Below are 17992 nucleotides of genomic sequence, written 5' to 3' on the forward strand. Positions count from 1 at the left end.
AGGAACCGATCTCGTCGGTTTGCTAGCCATTCACTAGAGTTGCACACCCGGACAACGCAAAGGGGTTTTCTGTATGGCCGACAACAACGCCAAGCTAAACGTCGGTGGTAATAGCCACGATTTCGACGTCCTTGACGGATCCATCGGGCCGTCGGTAGTGAACATCGCGTCCTTGTACAAGGACACAGGCATGTTCACCTACGACCCGGGCTTCACTTCAACCGCATCTTGCGAGTCAAAAATCACCTACATCGACGGTGATGAAGGCACGTTGCTTTACCGTGGCTATCCAATCGAGCAACTCGCCGACCATGGCGACTTTCTGGAATCCTGCTACCTTCTGCTCTACGGCGAACTGCCGACCAAGGCGCAGAAAGACGACTTTGTGCACCGTGTGACCTACCACACGATGATCCATGAGCAGATGAACCGCTTCTTCTCCGGTTTCCGCCGCGACGCGCACCCCATGGCAATCATGGTTGGTACCGTCGGTGCGTTGGCAGCGTTTTATCATGACTCCACAGACATCACAGATCCGCACCAGCGCATGGTTGCGTCGCTGCGCATGATCGCCAAGATGCCGACAATCGCGGCAATGGCCCACAAATACCACGTGGGACAACCATTTGTTTATCCGCGCAACGATCTCGGTTACTCGGCAAATTTCCTGCACATGTGTTTCGCCGTACCTTGTGAAGAATACAAGGTGAACCCGGTCCTCGCGCGGGCAATGGACCGGATCTTTATCCTTCACGCAGATCACGAACAAAACGCATCGACTTCGACCGTGCGCCTCGCCGGATCTTCAGGTGCGAACCCGTTTGCATGCATTGCCGCAGGTATTGCATGTCTTTGGGGCCCTGCGCACGGTGGCGCGAATGAAGCCGCGCTCAACATGCTTTCCGAAATCGGGTCGGTAGATCGCATTCCGGAATTCGTAGCGCGCGCAAAGGACAAGAATGATCCTTTCAGACTGATGGGCTTCGGTCACCGTGTCTATAAGAACTATGATCCCCGGGCACGGATCATGCAGAAGACGACCCATGAAGTTCTGGGCGAATTGGGCATTAAGGACGACCCGCTGCTCGACGTAGCGATGGAACTGGAAAAAATAGCGCTGAACGACGAATATTTCGTCGAAAAGAAGCTCTATCCGAACATCGACTTCTATTCCGGTATTACGCTTCGCGCGCTCGGCTTCCCGACAAACATGTTCACTGTGCTCTTTGCGCTCGCGCGTACTGTTGGCTGGATCGCACAGTGGAAGGAAATGGTCGAGGACCCGTCCCAGCGTATCGGCCGTCCGCGGCAGCTCTACACAGGCGCAACGAAACGCGACTACCTGCCAATTGATCAACGTCGCTAAGACGACCTGAGAATCGCCGTTGTGCCAACGCACGATGAGGCCATCAAACAGGGTGTTTCCGATCTCCGGAAACACCCATTTTTCTGAGCTTCTCCCAAAGGAAAGAAACTGTCTGCAAGAAATAGTTTTTCACCTTGGAATGTTGAAACAAGTAAAAATTTCATACGACAGCTTTTCGCACCCGTTGCTCAAGACATATTGACACTAAATCGACACCCCGAAAACAGACCCCTGTTATTTTCCAGAAATATTCTTTTACTAATTTGTTAGTGTTATGCTTTACTGAAACAACATTAGTATTTTTCTATACTAGAAGTAGTAGTTTTAGAAATCATTCTACATTTACAAATAATAAGGAAACACAGACTAGCTTTCTTGAAAGTAAGTTTGCGCAATTCGCGCTGAGGACTTCAAGGGGTTGAAATGCATTTCCTGAAATTCGCTTCCGATCTTAAATTTGGTATCAAAGTTGGCGGTAGTTTCGCCGCAGTTATTGCACTGACCGGAATTGTAGGCGGTGTGGGCGCATACAGTGTGATGACCCTCTCGGAAAGAATGGAAGTTGCCAAACAATCCACGTCAACAATTGCACAGCTTCAAAATCTTGCCTCAAAACGCGAGAAATTTCTTTCGACGCAGGACATTCAGTCTGCAGAAGCAACCCTGCTCGATATTGGAGCGCTCAGCGAGAATTTGCAGACCCTCGAGAATCAATTGAAGGGCGATCCACAGGCGCAGGTTCCTGTCGCTGAAGCTGCATCCGCAGTGACAAAGTTCAAGAACGCCTTTGAAAAGGTGGTCGGACTGACCCAAACCCAGGGTGAGAAGCAATCTCAGCTGGAGGGCGCTGTTGAACATCTGGAGAAGACTGCCTCACAGATCCTCGGCAAGGCCCTGATGGCACGTGATGGCGTCAGTATGGACGAAAGCAACGCCCGCAAGACACTGGTTTTGGCGAACAAGGTTGGCCAGGCCGCAGCAGGCTTTCAGGAAGAAGCGCTGACTTTGCAGAACCTGTTCAATGCGGCTGCCAACAACGCCAAGCAACTGGCAGAAATCTCAGATCGCGTCTCTGCAATGGTTCCCACCGCCAAAGAAATGGCTGCCAACAGTTTCGACGGCGTCGATCCGTCCAAGTTTCAGGACCTTGCTGCCATAACGGAAGAGATCAAGCAAACGCTCGGCGAACTCTCCGAAACCAAAGACTACATAAAGATATTTGATCTGACGGATGCCGCCAAAGATGGTTTTGGACAGCTTGTTGCGAGCGTGAAGGAAATTCGAACCCAAGCGAATGTGGCCATTGACAACGTTTATGCGCAGGCAGACGAAATCAACAAGCGCTTTTATGTGGCCGACAGTGTTGCCGACACAGTCATGCAAATCGAGGCTGATGCCAACGCAGTCAAAGCAGCGGCTTTCTATTTCTTGCTGACACCAAACGAGACCACACAGGCATCGGTGATCGACGGAATCGCGGGACTGTCCAAGCTTGCCTCTAGGCTGGAAAAAAGCGCCAAGGACTTCCCTTCGATCGCCGACCAGGTTCCGGCCGTCAAAACATCGGTAGAGACCTTTGGATCGAGCTTCACCGAATTGGCGACGAACCAGTTTCAGCTGGCCGGTCAGATCGCGACTTTGAAGGAACTTTCGCACACTGTTCAAACTCAGATATCGACGATATCAGCCGACCAGAGCGCTGCGGCACAGGCATCAAGCACAAGCGCGTTGGGCGTCATCAGCCTGGCTCTTCTAGCCGCGGTTCTTGCCGGAGTGGGAATGGCGATCGCGCTGAACTTTGCGGTCACAAGACCGCTTCGTCGTACCACAATGACCATGTCCAGACTCGCGGAAGGCGACACGGATGTCGAAATCGACGGCATTGGACGTGGTGACGAAATTGGCGATATGACCCGTACATTACAGATCTTCCGCGACAATGCTGTTGAGCGCGTCCGCTTGCAGTCGGAGACCGAACAGGAACAGCACCTGCGCGCAGAACGTCAGGCTCGGGTTGAAGAACTCATCTCCGGGTTTCGGGACAAGGCAACGGAAGTTCTGGAATCCGTCGCAGATACCGCACAAACGCTTGACGGCACCGCTCAAGATCTCAGCTCGATCGCAGGTCAAAACTCCAGTCTTGCCGACAGCACATATGGCGTAACCGATGAAGCAACTCAAAATGTGCAAACGGTCGCCAGCGCCGCTGAAGAACTTGCAGCCTCGATCGGGGAGATCTCCCGTCAAGTTAGCCAGACGACCCAGGTTGTAGAACGGGCGACGGAAGGCACTCAAGTCACGAACGAAAAGGTCCAGGGACTGTCTACGGCAGCTACCAAGATCGGCGAAGTTGTCAGCCTCATTCAGGCAATTGCTGAGCAAACCAATCTTCTCGCTCTCAATGCCACCATTGAAGCCGCGCGTGCCGGAGAGGCCGGCAAAGGCTTTGCAGTCGTCGCAGCCGAGGTGAAAGAACTTGCGACACAGACATCAAAGGCGACTGAAGAAATAAGTTCACAGATATCCGAAATTCAGAACGCCACCAAAGATGCCGTCACTGCTATTGCTGCCATTACGGAAACGATGGACGAGGTCAATGAATACACGTCCACAATCGCAACCGCAGTTGAACAGCAGGGCGCTGCCACGAACGAGATTTCGGTCAATGTTCAGCGGGCAGCCCAAGGTACAGGTTCCGTAAAGACGAACATGTCGGATCTGTCACAAGCAGTCGCACAAACAAGCCAGAACGCCAATCTCGTGCTTGGCGCATCAAGTGAACTTTCCAACAAGACCGATGTTCTAAAGCAGGAAGTCGGACATTTCCTCGACAACGTCGCCAGTGCCTGACCCATCAAGGCTCGACAGAACGAAATGATCGCAGAAACATCCCGGGCTTTTTGCCCGGGGTTGTTTTGAAGAACGGCCGGTCGGACGGACATTCACCAAACAGCCAATTATCTCTTCATCAGGTTGACCACTACGTCCGCAGCCGCAGCGCTTTGGCTATACCCTTCCGGCAGACGCATTGCATCGTCCAAGCGTGTAAGGCTGGCAATCTGAGCCTTCCTGTCGTCACCATCCTGTAAGAGCGCACATAAATGCTGTGCCAAAACGCGTGGTTGAACTTCATCATCCAGAAACTCGGGAATGGCTTTTTTCTCTAAAATGATATTTGGCAACACGAAGGACTCAACGCTTGAGAATTTGAATATTTTGTTGAGTTCCTTGAGGCGCCTGAAGAACCAGTCGACCTTGTAAGCTACCACCATGGGCACACCGGCAAGAGCAAGTTCAAGAGAGACCGTGCCGGAAGCAGCCAATGCTGCATGTCCCTTTCGGAAAGCTGCCTTCTTGGCAGCAATACCCGTCACGATCTCGGGCGCAACCGGCCACTCTGCAACCCCTTCCCGGATCCTTTGTTCCAAATGAGAGACTGCGGGCAGCACCACCTTCAGATCGGGAAATTCTTGCTTTACCAGAGCAACTGTCTCGCCGAAATCTTTCAGCAACCTGTCTATCTCGCTGCCCCGGCTCCCGGGAAGCACCAGCAACACTCTGCCTGGCCGATCGAGTGCCTCGCGCTCACCGTCTGATGGGCGGAGTTCATTGGCATTTTCACTCAGTGGATGGCCAACATAGTGTGTTGTTGGTCCGCCCAGCTTGTTGTGAACTTCAGGCTCAAACGGCAATAGCGCCAGGAGTTCATCCACATAGACGCTCATTTTCTTGGCTCGACCGGGCCGCCATGCCCATACCGAAGGCGACACATAACCAACTATCGGGATATGAGGAGCACGTTTCCTCACGCGTTTGGCAACGCTATGAGTAAATTCAGGGCTATCGATGATCACCAGAACATCTGGATTTGAAGCGATCACGGCATCGACCGTCTGATAGACCCTCTTCACGATCAGCGGCAACCGCGCCAGCACAGCCGTCAACCCCATCACCGAGACGTCGCTCATGTCGAAAAAGCTGGTCAAGCCAAGCGATGACATGCGCTCTCCGCCAACGCCGCAATATCGTACGCCGGTTCCAAGTTTGGCATTCAACGCTTTCATCAACTCTGAACCGAGCTGATCGCCAGATTCTTCACCGGCGACAAGGCAGACGATTGGCATGGTGCCAGTCATGGATCGAGAATCTCGCTGCATTGACCGCCATCAAACCCGACAAGGAAGACACCTTCGGCATCTGCTTTCTTCAGCGTGTCGTCTTTTTCCGCAATCAATGCCCCTTCAGCTTCTACAGCGATGCCGGAAAGTCCCGCTGCCGCGGCCAATTCGATCGTTTTTGGGCCAATTGTTGGCAAATCGACACGAAGGTCCTGACCAGGTTTAGCTGATTTGACCAGAACACCGGACTGACCACGGCCTCTAATCCGGCCGTTGCGTTTCAAGTCAGCGCAACGTTCCAGCATTGAATCTGTGCCTTCCGCGCCTTCAAGCGCCACGACACGCCCGCCGACAGCAACAGCCGCCTGTCCGACATCGAGTTCGCCAAGTTTACGTGTGGCTGTCAGCGCAAGCTCGAGATCCCGCCAATCCCCGTCCGTTGGCTCCCGGCTCCCGAGGACACCGCTTGCAGCGAGCAGCTGTGGTGCCACATCCTTGATCCCCACGACGCGATACCCCTCTACTTCAAACAGCCGGATAACCTTTGTCAAAAGACTGTCATCACCACCTGCAAGTGCGCGAATAATAGTCGGCAAGCGCTTCAACGTTCCAAAATCGCCAAGAATTGACGCGAAATCCGGTCTCTTGGAAACGCCTCCAATCAACAATATTTCTCTGCATCCATTGGATTTGAGAAACTTGTACAGGCGCCCGATTTCACCCCAGCCAAGTTCGACTTGCGCGCGCTCACGCGTTTTTTGATCGGCCTCGCCTTTGATCGCGACAATCCGGAATTCCCGTCCAGTCTGCTGAAGCGCATCTGCTATCTGGCAAGGCAGGCTGCCGTTTCCGGCAATCAGAGCCAATCTCGCCGCGTGCTGGTTGGCACCTCCACTCATTGGATCAGTCATCGCTGCGCGGTGTACAGAACCTGCGGTCTTCCTTTTCCAGGATGAAATCTGTGACGACCTTGACCAATGGCTGGTCGGGCTGTCCCGCAGCCAGGCCCTCGGCCCGACCGCGAAGCGTGCCTTCTTCGCTCTCAAATAGTTCACGATAAGCCGCTCTCAGCGCATGGATCTGTTCGCGCGGAAAACCCTTTCGTTTCAATCCAATGAGGTTCAATCCAGCAAGTCTGGCACGGTCTCCAATCACAGAGCCGAAGGGAATGACATCAAACTCGACGCCCGTCATGCCGCCGACGATGGCACCTGTGCCGATCCGCGACCACTGCCGAACCGCACTCAATCCGCCCAAGATCACATGATCCGCCAGTTCCACATGACCCGCCAGCGTGGCATTGTTTGCCAGGATCGCGTAATCGCCGACGATACAGTCATGCCCAACGTGGGTACCCATCATGAAAAGACAATTGTTGCCGACACGTGTAACACCGCCGCCACCTTCCGTGCCCGGGCTCATGGTCGCGTGTTCTCGGATCTGGTTGTTGGCGCCGATCTCCAAATGAGTGATTTCACCGGAAAATTTCAGATCCTGGGGCTTATGCCCGATGCTTGCAAAAGGAAAGATATGCGAATTCGGACCTACGCTCGTATGTCCGGTTACAACGACATGCGACTCGATCGTCACGCCTTCGGCGAGTTTTACATTCGAACCAACTGTTGAGTAAGGTCCGATGCGAACATCTTCGCCAATTTCAGCACCGTCTTCGACGATCGCCGTCGGATGAATATCAGTCATATATCCTCACGCATCTATCAGCATTGCGCTGACTTCTGCTTCTGCCACTTTTGCACCGTCGACCATGGCAACGGCATCGAATTTCCAGATGTTCGAGCGCTGCTTGATTTTCTTCACGTGGAAATGGACCTGATCACCAGGCTCGACCGGCTTCCGAAACTTGGCCTTGTCGATCGTCATGAAATAAACCAGCTGCGGCGGCGCATCGTCTCCACGTGCATGTACGCAAAGAGCCCCTGCTGTCTGCGCCATCGCTTCAATAAGAAGCACGCCTGGAAAGACCGGTCGTTCTGGGAAGTGACCGGAGAAATGCGGTTCGTTGATGGTAACGTTCTTGATGCCCGTACCGCTGTTGTCACCATCCATATCGACGATTTTGTCAATCAACAGAAAGGGATAACGGTGCGGCAGAAGTTTCATGATTTTCATGATATCTGCGCTGACAAGTGTTTTGTTTTCCGCGTTTTCCATAATAGCCCCTCGGCGCCTTAATGCCGCAAAGTCCTTGATGATTTTACCGTTTACGATCCACTGCCGCGCTCTGCAAGTTTTCTGACTGCAGCCACTTCGCGGAACCATTGTTTGACGGGTTTGGCAGGTGTGCCTCCATATCGACCACCAGGCGCCAAATCTTCGCTGACGACGCTGACCGCTGCGACCTGAGCTCCCATGCCAATTCTAACGTGGCCACGAACACCTGTCTGACCGCCAATAGCGACGAAGTCTTCCAGCGTGCAGCTCCCCGAAAGACCTACTTGGGAAACAAGAACACAGTGTCGACCGACCACCACGTTGTGACCAATCTGCACCTGATTGTCTATCTTGGTTCCTTCGCCGATCATCGTGTCACGATTTGCACCACGATCTATCGTCGTACAGGCACCGATCTCAACGTCATCTTGAATTATAACCCGCCCGACTTGAGGAACCTTCAGATGTCCCTGAGGTCCCATGGCATAGCCGAAGCCATCCTGACCACAGCACACACCAGGATGCAGGTAAACACGATTTCCCAGAACGGAGTGCTGGACGGTCGCATTCGGGCCGATCACGCAGTCCCGGCCAATTTTAACGTCGCTGCCAATCACCGCGTTGGCCCTGATCACTGTTCCCGAACCTATTTCAGCTCCCTTGCCGATAACGGCTCCAGGCTCAATCGTGACACCCTCTTCCAGGAGCGCTTCCGGGTCGACAACAGCGCGGTCGGAGACAAAGACATTGTTCCGGTCGGCCGGAACCAAGGCATCGGGATAAAGTCTGGCTAGTACCATTGCCCAAGAGCGATAAGGATCAGCACAGACAAGAACAGCAACGCCTTCCGGAACCTTTCCCTTGTGGCGCTTGCCAATGAGACAGGCTGCGGCGCTGGTTGTTTCCAGCTGTTTCAAATATGCGGTGTTATCAAAGAAAACCAGGCTTCCGGGCGAGGCATCCTCAAGGGGCGCGACACCAGTTACTTCCAGTGTTTCACTGCCCACTTCAATTTCGGCATTTGCCCAGGTCGCGATATCACCCAGGGAAACGGGATCTGGAGCCCTGAAAAACTTTGGCTCGGACATCATTTTATCCTTGTTGCCAGCCAACAAAAACGGCCGCCGATGTGATCGGCGGCCGATATCTAACCTAATTGACCGCGATTTAGAAGCGCGTACCACCACTCAGGCGGAATACCTGGGTTTTATCCGCATCGTCTTTAGCAATCGGATAAGCGAAGTCGGCACGAAGCGGACCAAATGGTGACTGCCAGCGGATACCTGCACCGACCGATGCACGAACCGAGAATTCGTTGGAGTCGATCCGACCGCCATTGTTCTCAACCAAACTCACGAGATCGCTGTCGGCATCCCAAAGAGAACCAGCATCTGCAAAGACTGCACCTGACAGACCAAACTCTTTCGGAAGTACCGGGAACGGGAACCTTGTCTCGGCCGTCGCCGCGAAGAAGAAGCGTCCACCGATGGAGTCTTCTGTCGTTGCATCGCGTGGGCCGATACCCTGATTCTCAAAGCCGCGAACCAGTGTGCCGCCGAGCATGAACTGTTCGGAGACCCGCAGACGCTCGCTGCCGATCGCCATGATGTTACCACCACGAATGGAAAGGCTACCAACCAGGCCGTAGTCAGCCAGGATTTCCTTGTAGGCGCGAGCCTGTGCTTCAGTGCGGATGTAGTAGCTGTCGCCACCGAGACCTGCGAATTCCTGACCGAACGAAGCATAGACACCGTCGGTCGGGTCAATAAGGCGGTCCAGAGTGTTGTAGCGCAACTCGTAACCAACCAGTGAAGTCAGGTAGGTGCCGAGAGAGTCACAAACGGCGAGCGACAAATTGGCCGTGTTACAGTTATTGATGTTGGTCGACTGGTTGTCCGGGTCCGAGTTCTTCTCCTGGAAGATGCTGTAGAACAGCCGAACCGTCAGCTCTTCTTCACGCAGTGGCAGCGTAAAGCCGAAACCGCCACCGGTCTTCTTCTGGTCGAAGGAACGGTAGTCGTTGGCATCGTCAACCTTGCGGTAAAGATCCAAGTCCAGTGCGACACGCCGGCCCATGAAGAAAGGCTCGACAAAACGGAACTCATAAGACTGCGTGTCTGTGCCACCGCCTACAGCGATCTTCACAAACTGACCGCGGCCAAGGAAGTTTTTCTCGGTCAGCGAGATGTCGCCAACCACACCATCGACGGTGGAGTAACCGACACCGAAGGAAATTTCCCCTGTGGGCTTCTCTTCAACACGAACGTTGACAATCACGCGGTCAGCTGCACTGCCCTGCTGGGTCGTAATTGAAACGCGCTCGAAGTACCCGAGGTTTTTCAACCGGCGTTCCGCCTTGTCGACGAGCGCCCTGTTGAAAGCATCGCCTTCTGCGAGATCAAATTCACGACGGATAACGAACTCACGAGTCCGGTCGTTGCCGATGATGTTGATACGCTCAACATACGCCCGAGGACCTTCTTCGATGTAGTAGATCAGCGAAATCGTGTTGTTGTCGTAATCACGTGCGCCACGCGGCCGAACACGGGCGAAGGCATAACCTTCCTCGGAAACACGCAGTGTGATGTCTTCAACTGTCTGCTCAACACGCAGGGAATTGAAAGTTTGACCGCTGCGGGTGCGCACCAGGCGGCGCAGCTCTTCGGGATCGACATCGGAAATCGTTGAGACGATTTCGACATCGCCGATTTCGTACTTCTCACCCTCATCCACCGTAAAGGTGACGTAGAAGATATTCTGCTCACGGTCCAGATCAGCGCTAACCGAAACGATCCGGAAGTCAGCATAACCCTTCTTGTTATAGTACTGACGCAGCAACTCTTCGTCTGCTGCGAGACGGTCCGGGTCATAAGTGTCGGTGCTGCGCAACCAGCTCAGAAGACCGCTTTCACGGGTTCTGATAACGTCGCGCAGACGACCATCGCTGAAAGACTGGTTTCCGATGAAGCTGATCCGCTCAACACCGGTCTTGGCGCCTTCGTTGATTTCGAAAACGAGATCAACGCGATTCTGTCCGCGATCAATGATCTGAGGATCGACGGAAGCACCATACCTGCCGGAGCGGCGATAGGCTTCCAGAATGTTCTGCACGTCGGCCTGAACCTTGGCGCGAGAAAGCATGGAGCGAGGCTGCGAGCGAACGGCTGTCGCAAGCGCATCGTCCTTGATTTTCCTGTTACCCTCAAAGGAAACGCGATTGATAATCGGGTTTTCCGTGACGGTTACAACAACCAGGCTGCCACGCGGGGTGATCTCAACGGTGGCAAACAAACCAGTCGCGTAAAGTGCCTTTAACGACTCATCGACATCGAAAGCGCTGTAATTGCGCCCGGGAACGATGGTCATGTAACTGATAACGGTTTCATCCTCGACGCGGGTATTACCCCGAACGTCGATGCTCCGGGCAACCGCTGCCTGAGCTTCTGAAACAAACAACTTCAACCCTGTAGATTGCGGCAAAACTGACCCAATCGACAGTACGGCAACCGCAAACAGAACGGCCCGTGTAAGTTTCTGCAATCGCTGCATTATTGCGCTATGCCTTTTTTTAAATACCCCTTTCCGGAATCCACATCACCCCTGTAGATTCTCGGAACCGACGAACGTTTTATAGGTTTTTGCCGATAACGCAACATCCCTTCCCGCCTGAAAGCGATTTAGTCTGAAGACGTTGCGTCAATGTCACGGCAATCAGGAATTGGTGGTTACGAGCCGCATGATATCCTTCCATGTAACGAAGACCATCAGCATAAGTACCAAGCCTAAACCGATCCTGAATCCCACATCCTGAACTCTTTCGCTGAGCGGCTTTCCGCGTAACGCCTCCGCAGCGTAAAAAACCAGGTGCCCTCCATCGAGAATTGGCACAGGTGCCAGATTTATGAGCCCGATGCTGACCGAAAGAACTGCGGTGAGAGATATCAGGGGCAAGATTCCGAGATCGGCAACCTGTCCGGAGATTTGAGCAACGCGGATCGGTCCACCGAGCTGATCTGCAGACTGGCGCTGTGTTATGACGCCCCAGATGTAGCTGACGGTGCCTTCCATGATCCGGTAGGTCTCACGCGTGCCTTCAGCGAGAGCACCCAAGGGACTGTACTTTATCCGCACCAGATATTCCGGGTTAGCTGTGCCACGCAGGCCAATATCACCCGCCACCTGGCGTTCGCCGAAGAAGACTTCCTTCTCCCGCGCGTCCGGTGTAACCGTCAGCACGACCGGTGTACCGTAGCGATCAACTTCAAAGACCAACGGAGTGTTGGCATTCATTAGAACAATCTGGCGCAATTCTCCGAAGGTCTCGATCTTGCGGCCATCGATTTCAGTGATCATGTCACCGGCCTGAAGCCCGGCGCGCGCTGCAGCGCGATCTGGAAAAACCTCTTCGATCAAGGGTTGAGTACCCTGTTTGCCGATCGCCATGAACAAGGCCCCGAAAATGACGATGGCAAGAATAAAATTGGCAATCGGACCGGCAGCAACAATTGCGGCTCGTTGCCAGACTGGCTTTGCAATGAACGCCGTTTTGCGCTCTTCTTCACTCAATTGTGCAATCAGTTCACGATTTGGAACACTTGCCGCATTCTCGTCGCCTGCAAACTTCACATAGCCACCCAGCGGGATCATGCAGAGTTTCCACCTGGTGCCCTTCTGATCGGTTCTGCCAAAAATCTCCCGCCCGAAGCCGACGGAAAACGCGTCAACCTTGACGTTGCACCAGCGGGCAACGGCGAAGTGGCCAAGCTCGTGAAAGAACACCACAACAGTCAGGACAAACAAGAAGGGAATGATCGTTCCGACCAAGAGTGAATACGCGGAAAAAAGTAAGTCCATCAAGGGTTCCGATCCTGCACGGCTGCAAATGCGTCAGCGCACTGTACTAAAAGGAAAATTACGGCGTGTTAATGGTCGAAGAAAATTTTCCGCAGCTATGATTCAGCCTGTCAAAGCCTTAGTTGCTCCGGGCCTTGACCCATTCTTTTGTTTTTATCCTGGCAGCGTCGTCCAACTGTAGCACATCTTGAACGCAGGACGCTGACTGCAAGGCTCCTTCCGCAGTTAGATTGTCCAGAACAGTCTCAATTGCGGCCGGGATATCAAGAAATCCAATTTGCCCCAACAAGAACGCTTCTACCGCCACCTCGTCAGCTGCATTCAGAGCTGCCGGCGCGCCTCCGCCGGCCTCCATTGCCTCAAGCGCGAGACGCAATGCAGGAAATCTCGCCAAATCCGGCTCTTCAAAGCTCAATGTTCCAAGCGCAGCAAGATCGAGCCTTTTCACCGGAACGTCCATCCGCCTTGGAAAAGCAAGGCAATGGGCAATCGGTGTGCGCATATCCGGGCTGCCGAGTTGGGCAAGAAGCGACCCGTCCTTGTACTGAACGAGCCCGTGTACAGCCGATTGGGGGTGCACCAACACAGCCAACTGATCATGTTGAACCGGGAAAAGGTGTGAAGCTTCAATAACCTCAAAACCTTTGTTCATCATGGTTGCACTGTCGATTGTGATGCGTGCACCCATATCCCAGTTCGGGTGTTTCAAAGCTTGAGTTGGCGAAACGGTTTTCATCTCTTCTTTCGAAAATGTCCTGAAAGGACCGCCCGAAGCAGTCAGAATGACCTTTTCGATCAAATCGGCCTGTGCCGTTTCGAATACCTGGAAGATGGCATTGTGTTCGCTGTCAACAGGAAGCAGCTCGGCGTTGTGCTCCCGAATACGGGCCATGAAGAGATCGCCAGCACAGACGAGACACTCTTTATTTGCAAGCGCAATCCGGCGTCCCGGTTGAATTGCCGCCATCGTTGGTTCAAGTCCGGCAGCGCCAACGACAGCACCCACCACAAGGTCGGCCGGACGGTCGACCGCCTCCAAAACGGCCCCTGGTCCCGCTGATGCTTCGATGCCGCTGCCCTGTAGCGCTTCGACCAAAGCATCGTATTTGCTAGCATCCGCAAGAACCGCAGAGCCTGCATTGAGCCGCTTTGCCAGATCACTCAGCGCAGATACGTTGCGGTTGGCAACCAGAGCCACGACATCAAATTGTGTCGGATTTCTCTCAATAATGTCGGCAAGGCTTTGACCGACAGATCCTGTCGCGCCGAGAACAGTGATACGGATCGGCGCAGCACCTTTTGCTGCATCAACATTGGCCGACATCGAATTCCTCACGCTCAACCAAATCCAAATCCCGAAATAGGGTCCGCGAGCGCACCGCCGCTTATCCATCCAGCGATCACGGCAAAGATCGCCGCCGCTACCAGGCCGTCAATGCGGTCCATGATGCCGCCATGTCCGGGAATGAGACGGCTGGAGTCCTTCACGTCAAATCGTCTTTTGATGGCCGATTCAAGCAGGTCGCCTGCCTGGGAAACGACCGAAAGCAAAGCAGCCAATAAGCACCAGAGAACAAGGTCGCGCTCACCCGCCCAATAGACAACGCCGACACCAAAGATGCAGGCAAACACCAGACCTCCGATTGCTCCCGACCATGTCTTTTTGGGCGAGACCCTCTGCCACAATTTGGGACCACCCAGAGCCCGTCCCGTGAAATAGGCAAAGATATCGGTCGCCCAAACGACAAACAGCAGGAAAAACGCGAAAAGAAGCCCGACGGTTCCCTCACGAAGAACCAGAAGCGAAAACAGGGACAGACCGCTGTAAAGCACGCCCTCCCCGGCCCACCTGCCATCTTTTGAAAAGCCGTCCGCAGCAAAAACGACAAAGGCTGCGATCATCAACAGTCCAAGTCCTGCTGCAGCCAGACCCAAATAGACCAGAATCGACAATCCAACCAGACTTGCGAAGCCGATCAACGCGGGCACCGAGCGATGCTTTGCGCCAGTGATCGAAAACCACTCCCACAAGAATAGCGTTGCCGCCAGGCACATCAGGAAAACAAAGGCGATGCCACCCAAATAGGTGATCAGGAGAACGAGCGGTCCAAGAACAAGTGCGGAAACCAGTCGGAGCCCAAGGTCGGAGAGTTTTTTTCCGGAGGTTTCAGGATTTGCCATGTTTTGCGCCAGACGTCACAGCGACGCCTTGGCGTCAAGTCCGCCATAGCGGCGTTGGCGGCTGCCAAAACAAGCAAGAGCTTCGTCGAAATCGGCTTCCGAGAACTCCGGCCAATTCTTGTCACAAAAATAGAATTCAGAATAAGCTGCCTGCCACAGCAGAAAATTTGAAAGGCGCATTTCGCCGCTGGTTCTAATGATGAGATCGGGATCCGGCAGGCCCGCAGTGTCCATTGCATCCGTCAGAGCGTTTTCTGATATGTCGCTCGCCTGGAGCTCACCCTGGGCAATTTTTTCAGCAAGGCTCTGTGCTGCCCTCACGATTTCCGCCCTGGATCCATAGTTGAATGCAACAACCAGATTGAGCCCGGTGTTTTCTTTTGTCAGATCCTCGGCCTCGTTCAAAAGCGCAAGAATGCCTGGTTCGAGGTCTGCGCGATTGCCGATAATGCGTATGCGAACGTTGGACTTGTGCAGTTCGCTCAGATCCCGCTGAACAAAACGGCGTAACAGACCCATCAGGAAAGAAACTTCCGCCTCGGGCCGGCTCCAGTTCTCTGAAGAAAAACTATAGATCGTCACCACTTCGATGCCGACCCGTCCCGCGTGACGAATAACACTGCGCAAGGTCTCCAGACCCTGCCTATGTCCTTCGGTTCGAGGCAGGCTTCTCGCAGTCGCCCATCGCCCGTTGCCGTCCATGATGAACGCAACATGGCGCGGCAGATTTCCGCTGGAACCATCCGCTGAAACATTCTGCGGAGTATGGTCCGGACTGACGCTCATGGGAGTCCTCACCTCACAGGTCAGGCCAATCAGACCTGAGAGATTTCCTGTTCTTTCTTTTCAAGCATCGCATCCACTTCACCGATCATCGTATCGGTCAGTTTTTGCACTTCATCCGAAGCGACCCGGCTGTCATCTTGAGAGATCGCACCGTCTTTTTCAGCTTTTTTCGCGTCGTCCATCCCGTCCCGGCGCACATGGCGGATCGCAACCTTTGCATTTTCCGCGTATTTGTGTGCGACCTTGATCAGTTCCTGACGTCGCTCCTGGTTCAGCTCGGGAATTGGCAAGCGCAGCAACTGGCCGTCGACAACCGGGTTAAGCCCAAGATTCGATTCACGAATTGCTCTTTCAACAGCGGCAACCATGCTCTTGTCCCAGACCTGAACCGCGACCATACGTGGCTCCGGAACAGAAACGGTTGCGACCTGGTTGATCGGCATCGCCTGGCCATAGGCGTCAACGGAGATCGGGTCCATCATGGAAGCAGATGCGCGGCCAGTTCTAAGGCCAGCGAATTCGGTCTTCAGCACCGAAAGAGCTCCTTGCATGCGGCGCTTCAAATCATCCAGATCAACACCTTCTACCGACATTTTGTCCTCACTATTGTTTTCATCTTGGCTGAATAGAGTCTCGGCGCGCGTCAACATGGCATAAACGCGCTGAAACACAAGAGCTTGGCTCGGGAAAGAGATTAAATCTTTCAGTCACCCACGACTGTGTAGGTGCCGGTCTCCTGGAGCACGCTGACCAGAGCACCAGGTGAGTGAATGGAAAACACAATCACCGGAATGGAATTGTCGCGCGCGAGCGCTATCGCGGTCGTATCCATGACCTTCAGATTGCGCGAGATGACCTCTTCGTAGCCAAGCGTTTCATAGCGTTCCGCTTCGGGATTGACCTTGGGGTCTTCCGAATAGACACCATCAACCTGCGTCCCTTTCAGGAAGGCGTCGCATTTCATTTCCGCAGCTCTGAGTGCCGCGCCGCTGTCAGTGGTGAAAAACGGGTTGCCTGTGCCGCCAGCAAAAATGATGACATCACCATCTTCCATGTACCGGTCTGCCACACGCTGTGAAAACGTCTCGCAAATGGATGGAACTGCAACGGCCGACAGAACACGCGCATTCACTTTGAGACGTCGCAGGGCATCGGCCAGGGTCAAGCTGTTCATGATCGTTGCCAGCATTCCCATGTGGTCGCCGGTGACCCGGTTCCCACCCTTTGCGGCAACTGCAACACCACGGAAGATATTCCCGCCCCCGACAACAACGCCAACCTGGGCCCCGAGGGCTACCGCATCAGCAATTTCCTTGGCGATCCTTTGCACAATGGCCGGGTCAATTCCAAAAGCCTGGGAGCCCATAAGCGCTTCACCAGAGAGTTTCAGAAGGATCCGTTTCCAACGCAAAGAATTCGTCATGGGTGCCCCCGTCTAGAAAATTGTCTTCCTAAAAAAAAAGCGCCGGTCTTGCCGGCGCTTTTCCTTGAGCTTACTGCCCGGTGGCTGCCGCCACCTCTGCGGCAAAGTCTTGCTCTTCCTTCTCGATCCCTTCGCCAAGTGCGAAGCGGACGAAACCGGAAAGCTTGACGTCAGTGCCGAGTTCCTTTGCAAGCGCCTCAACAGCCTGCTCAACCGTTTGATCCGGGTTGATAACGAAGGCTTGTTTCACGAGGGTAACTTCCTCGTAGAATTTGCGCAAACGACCTTCCACCATTTTTTCAATGATGTTTTCAGGCTTGCCGGATTCACGCGCCTGCTCGGAGAACACTGTTCTTTCGCGTTCAACAACAGCCGGGTCCAACTCGTCTGTGCTCAAGGCCAGCGGGCTTGTTGCGGCAACATGCATGGCAACCTGACGGCCAAGAGCATTCAGCTTGTCCTTGTCGCCGGAAGATTCCAGCGCGACGAGGACACCGATCTTGCCCAGGCCTTCAGAAACCTGACCGTGCACATAGGTGGACACCGCGCCTTCGTTCACACTCAGAACGGCGGAACGACGCAATGTCATGTTCTCACCGATCGTCGCGATCGCTTCAGTGACGGAATCTGCAACAGATTTTCCGTCAAGGTCAGCAGCACCAAGTGCTTCAACCGAACCGTCGGTGCCGATGGCAACCTTGGCGACCTTGGCGACAAGCTCCTGGAAGCCTTCGTTGCGGGCGACAAAGTCGGTTTCGGAATTCAGTTCAATCACTGCAGCCTTTTTGCCGTCAGTAGCAACGCCGACCAGGCCTTCAGCAGCCACACGGCCAGCCTTCTTGGCCGCCTTGGCCAAGCCCTTCGTGCGCAGCCAGTCAACAGCCGCTTCCATGTCACCGCCAGATTCAGTCAAAGCGGTCTTGCAGTCCATCATGCCAGCGCCGGATTTCTCGCGGAGCTCTTTTACCATCGCAGCGGTAATGCTCATCGATTGCCTCGTGGATGGGGGTTTCAGAATAAGACGCGGTCTAACCCATGGCCAACCGCGCCTTTATGACGGGACCGCGAAAAATCGCGGACCGTCTTGCGAAT

The 17992-nt window shown here is 54.1% G+C and carries 15 protein-coding genes; 2 read left to right on the plus strand and 13 right to left on the minus strand.

Annotation, left to right across the window (positions count from 1 at the left end; translation table 11 throughout):
* Window positions 1-73: 73 nt before the first annotated feature.
* Window positions 74-1366 carry a citrate synthase gene (gene gltA / locus Q0835_RS12575; RefSeq protein ID WP_298820575.1) on the plus strand — a complete coding sequence of 431 codons (1293 nt, stop codon included), beginning with the start codon at window positions 74-76 and terminating at the stop codon, window positions 1364-1366.
* Window positions 1367-1789: 423 nt separating this feature from the next.
* Window positions 1790-4216, plus strand: coding sequence for a methyl-accepting chemotaxis protein (locus Q0835_RS12580; protein ID WP_298961656.1), 2427 nt, complete (start codon window positions 1790-1792; stop codon window positions 4214-4216).
* Window positions 4217-4323: 107 nt separating this feature from the next.
* On the opposite strand, the gene lpxB is transcribed toward Q0835_RS12580, so the two are convergent.
* The 13 genes from lpxB to tsf all read right to left on the minus strand — a co-directional run bounded on the left by lpxB (window position 4324) and on the right by tsf (window position 17888).
* On the minus strand, window positions 4324-5502 hold the full coding sequence (gene lpxB / locus Q0835_RS12585) for a lipid-A-disaccharide synthase (protein ID WP_298961659.1): 1179 nt from the start codon (window positions 5500-5502) through the stop codon (window positions 4324-4326).
* Window positions 5499-6383 carry a UDP-2,3-diacylglucosamine diphosphatase LpxI gene (gene lpxI / locus Q0835_RS12590; RefSeq protein ID WP_298961662.1) on the minus strand — a complete coding sequence of 295 codons (885 nt, stop codon included), beginning with the start codon at window positions 6381-6383 and terminating at the stop codon, window positions 5499-5501. Before lpxI ends, lpxB begins: the two co-directional genes overlap by 4 nt.
* 4 nt (window positions 6384-6387) lie before the next feature.
* Window positions 6388-7185 carry an acyl-ACP--UDP-N-acetylglucosamine O-acyltransferase gene (gene lpxA, locus Q0835_RS12595; protein ID WP_298961666.1) on the minus strand — a complete coding sequence of 266 codons (798 nt, stop codon included), beginning with the start codon at window positions 7183-7185 and terminating at the stop codon, window positions 6388-6390.
* A 6-nt stretch (window positions 7186-7191) separates the two neighbouring features.
* A complete protein-coding gene (gene fabZ, locus Q0835_RS12600) occupies window positions 7192-7656 on the minus strand; it encodes a 3-hydroxyacyl-ACP dehydratase FabZ (protein ID WP_298820565.1) in 465 nt (154 codons plus the stop codon).
* A 50-nt stretch (window positions 7657-7706) separates the two neighbouring features.
* Window positions 7707-8744: a UDP-3-O-(3-hydroxymyristoyl)glucosamine N-acyltransferase gene (gene lpxD / locus Q0835_RS12605; RefSeq protein WP_298961669.1), complete on the minus strand. Its 1038-nt coding sequence runs from the start codon at window positions 8742-8744 to the stop codon at window positions 7707-7709.
* Between the two features lie 79 nt (window positions 8745-8823).
* Window positions 8824-11205, minus strand: a complete 2382-nt coding sequence (gene bamA / locus Q0835_RS12610) for an outer membrane protein assembly factor BamA (RefSeq protein WP_298820561.1) — start codon at window positions 11203-11205, stop codon at window positions 8824-8826.
* A gap of 162 nt (window positions 11206-11367) precedes the next feature.
* The gene (gene rseP, locus Q0835_RS12615) at window positions 11368-12510 is read right to left on the minus strand and encodes an RIP metalloprotease RseP (protein WP_298820559.1); all 1143 of its coding nucleotides are present in this window, start codon (window positions 12508-12510) and stop codon (window positions 11368-11370) included.
* 118 nt (window positions 12511-12628) lie between these two features.
* A complete protein-coding gene (gene dxr, locus Q0835_RS12620) occupies window positions 12629-13834 on the minus strand; it encodes a 1-deoxy-D-xylulose-5-phosphate reductoisomerase (RefSeq protein WP_298961672.1) in 1206 nt (401 codons plus the stop codon).
* 14 nt (window positions 13835-13848) lie between these two features.
* Window positions 13849-14691 carry a phosphatidate cytidylyltransferase gene (locus Q0835_RS12625; protein WP_298961674.1) on the minus strand — a complete coding sequence of 281 codons (843 nt, stop codon included), beginning with the start codon at window positions 14689-14691 and terminating at the stop codon, window positions 13849-13851.
* 15 nt (window positions 14692-14706) lie between these two features.
* A complete protein-coding gene (locus tag Q0835_RS12630) occupies window positions 14707-15477 on the minus strand; it encodes an isoprenyl transferase (protein WP_298961678.1) in 771 nt (256 codons plus the stop codon).
* A gap of 29 nt (window positions 15478-15506) precedes the next feature.
* Window positions 15507-16070, minus strand: a complete 564-nt coding sequence (gene frr / locus Q0835_RS12635; RefSeq protein ID WP_298820551.1) for a ribosome recycling factor — start codon at window positions 16068-16070, stop codon at window positions 15507-15509.
* Window positions 16071-16180: 110 nt separating this feature from the next.
* Window positions 16181-16900, minus strand: a complete 720-nt coding sequence (gene pyrH / locus Q0835_RS12640) for a UMP kinase (protein WP_298820549.1) — start codon at window positions 16898-16900, stop codon at window positions 16181-16183.
* A gap of 70 nt (window positions 16901-16970) precedes the next feature.
* Complete coding sequence (tsf, locus tag Q0835_RS12645) at window positions 16971-17888, minus strand: translation elongation factor Ts (RefSeq protein ID WP_298820547.1); 918 nt, start codon at window positions 17886-17888, stop codon at window positions 16971-16973.
* Window positions 17889-17992 lie beyond the last annotated feature (104 nt).

Origin of the sequence: uncultured Roseibium sp. (genome assembly GCF_947499295.1) — a bacterium.
GTDB lineage: Bacteria > Pseudomonadota > Alphaproteobacteria > Rhizobiales > Stappiaceae > Roseibium.